Annotated in this window: 4 protein-coding genes; 3 read left to right on the forward strand and 1 reads right to left on the reverse strand. The window is 72.5% G+C overall.

Annotated features, from left to right (window positions below; translation table 11 throughout):
• The first annotated feature begins 304 nt into the window (after positions 1-304).
• The 3 genes from VK611_29065 to VK611_29075 are packed head-to-tail and all read left to right on the forward strand — an operon-like array spanning position 305 to position 1,748.
• Positions 305-664, forward strand: coding sequence for a metalloregulator ArsR/SmtB family transcription factor (locus tag VK611_29065; protein ID HMG45419.1), 360 nt, complete (start codon positions 305-307; stop codon positions 662-664).
• Positions 661-1,407, forward strand: a complete 747-nt coding sequence (locus VK611_29070; protein ID HMG45420.1) for a cation transporter — start codon at positions 661-663, stop codon at positions 1,405-1,407. Before VK611_29065 ends, VK611_29070 begins: the two co-directional genes overlap by 4 nt.
• The gene (locus tag VK611_29075) at positions 1,404-1,748 is read left to right on the forward strand and encodes a DUF3703 domain-containing protein (protein HMG45421.1); all 345 of its coding nucleotides are present in this window, start codon (positions 1,404-1,406) and stop codon (positions 1,746-1,748) included. The genes VK611_29070 and VK611_29075 overlap by 4 nt, the downstream gene beginning before the upstream one ends.
• A gap of 29 nt (positions 1,749-1,777) precedes the next feature.
• Here VK611_29075 and VK611_29080 read toward each other — a convergent pair.
• Positions 1,778-2,054, reverse strand: a 277-nt coding sequence (locus VK611_29080) for a hypothetical protein (protein ID HMG45422.1), incomplete at its 5' end; no start/stop codon positions are given.

Consider the following 2,054-nt stretch of genomic DNA (forward strand, 5'->3'; position numbering starts at 1 on the left):
CGGAGCCAGCGCTCCTGCATACCCGACCCCGGCATCGATGTCGGACAGCTCGTCACCCCGACCCGCGGCCAACGAGCAGCTCAGCTCCAACCACCGCCACCGCTCGGATCTGCTCACCTCACGGCGAAGACCCTCGACAACCTCAGCGTGAGCCGGCAGCGCCGAAGCGAACGGCAGAGGCACCCAGCGGTCGGTCACGACCACACATTGCCTGACAACGAAGGCCGCTGTCGGCTCACCGCGTCCCCAGGCCCGGTCAAGCCTCCGCACCGACCGGATCGTAGACGGGCTATATCATCGCTCCATGTCGATGGATGCGTGTTGCAGTCCGGACCAGCGGGCGGCGTTGGCGCCCGCGGCGGCGTTGTTCAGCTCGCTGGGTGACCCGGTGCGGTTGGCGATCGTCCGGCGGCTGTCGCAGGGCGAGGCGCGGGTGGTCGACCTCACCCAGGAGCTCGGCCTCGCCCAGTCGACGGTGTCCAAGCACCTCGCCTGCCTCCGTGACTGCCGGCTGGTCGACTACCGGGCCGAGGGGCGCCAGTCGTTCTACTCGGTTGCCCGTCCTGAGCTGCTGGACCTCCTCCGGACCGCCGAGGCCCTGCTCGCCGCCACCGGCTCAGCGGTCGCGCTGTGCCCGGTCTACGGCACCGGGGCCCAGGCATGACCGCCTTCGCCACCACGGCCACCGCCACCGGGCCGCTCGATCGGGAAGCGGCACTGCGCCGCCGGGTCCGACGCCTGGTCGCCGCCACCATCAGCTACAACGTCGTCGAGGCGGTCGTCGCCATCACCGCCGGCATCGGCGCCTCGTCCGTGGCGCTCATCGGCTTCGGGCTCGACTCCACCATCGAGGTCGCCTCGGCCGCCGCCGTCGCCTGGCAGTTCAGCGCCGCCCAACCCCAGGAGCGCGAGCGCACCGCGCTGCGCATCATCGGCGCCTCCTTCTTCGCCCTCGCGGCCTACGTCACCATCGAAGCCATCCGCACCCTCGTCACCGGCAGCGAGGCCGCCCCTTCGACCCCCGGCCTCGTGCTCACCGCGCTCAGCCTGGCGATCATGCCGGTCCTCTCCCTCGCCCAACGCCGCACCGGCCAGGAGCTGGGCTCGGCCAGCGCGGTGGCCGACTCCAAGCAGACCCTCCTGTGCACCTACCTGTCGGCCGTCGTTCTCGTCGGCCTCGGCCTCAACGCCCTGTGGGGCCTCACCTGGGCCGACCCCCTCGCCGGCCTCGCCATCGCCGCCATCGCCCTGCGCGAAGGCCGCGACGCCTGGCGCGGCGACGCCTGCTGCGCCCCCACCGTGGCGGGAACGACCACCGGCGCACCCGTCGCCGACGACTGCCAGGATCACTGCTGCGCCCCCGCAACGGTGCCGCTGGCTACTCCCCACCGGATCGGACCCCGATGAGACGACCCTTCCCCCCGACGGTGCACGACGCTCTCGACCGGGAGCTCGTCACCGCCGCTACGGCGACCACCGGCGAGGACCGCTGGCACGCGCTCGAACGGGCGCACATCCTGTCCCAGCCCTGGCCGTGGCCCCACACCGTCGTGCACTGGCACATGCTGCGCCTCGCCCTCGGCCAACGTGACCGCCGAGAAGCCCTCGGCCAGGTCGTCCGGCTGCTCGTCGCCGCGCCGGGCTCGGCCAGCGGGCGCGACCACGGCGGCCATGTCCCGCCCGACACCGGTCACATGGCGTTCACCCTAGAAGTCCCACGAACGGCCCCAGGCAGCGGCAATGGGTGAGGGCTCGCACACCCCGCAGCGACCCTGGGTCAGGGTTGGCGGGGCCAGGCGCGCCGGCCGCGCTTGAAGGCGGCGGTGGACCCGTCGTTCTGACCGGGCCCGTCGCGGAACGCCTCTTCGGACTCGTCGATGGTGAGCGGTGGGCCCTCCAGCGGCTCTCGGCCCGGAGCCCGGAACCCGTCCAGCACGATGCTGACGTAGCGCCGCACCAACCGCTGGGCAAGCACCGACTCGCTCGACGAGACCCTCGCACAAGCGACGAGCGCCATGCGGACGTCGCTCACGTTGGCATCCTGGCGGAGGACA

The sequence above is a fragment of the Acidimicrobiales bacterium genome, assembly GCA_035316325.1.
Taxonomy (GTDB): domain Bacteria; phylum Actinomycetota; class Acidimicrobiia; order Acidimicrobiales; family VFJN01; genus DASXTK01.

Coding starts and splice junctions, on each gene's coding strand:
- VK611_29065 (HMG45419.1), top strand. CDS start 305: ATGTCGATGGATGCGTGTTGCAGTCCGGACCAGCGGGCGGCGTTGGCG.
- VK611_29075 (HMG45421.1), top strand. CDS start 1,404: ATGAGACGACCCTTCCCCCCGACGGTGCACGACGCTCTCGACCGGGAG.
- VK611_29070 (HMG45420.1), top strand. CDS start 661: ATGACCGCCTTCGCCACCACGGCCACCGCCACCGGGCCGCTCGATCGG.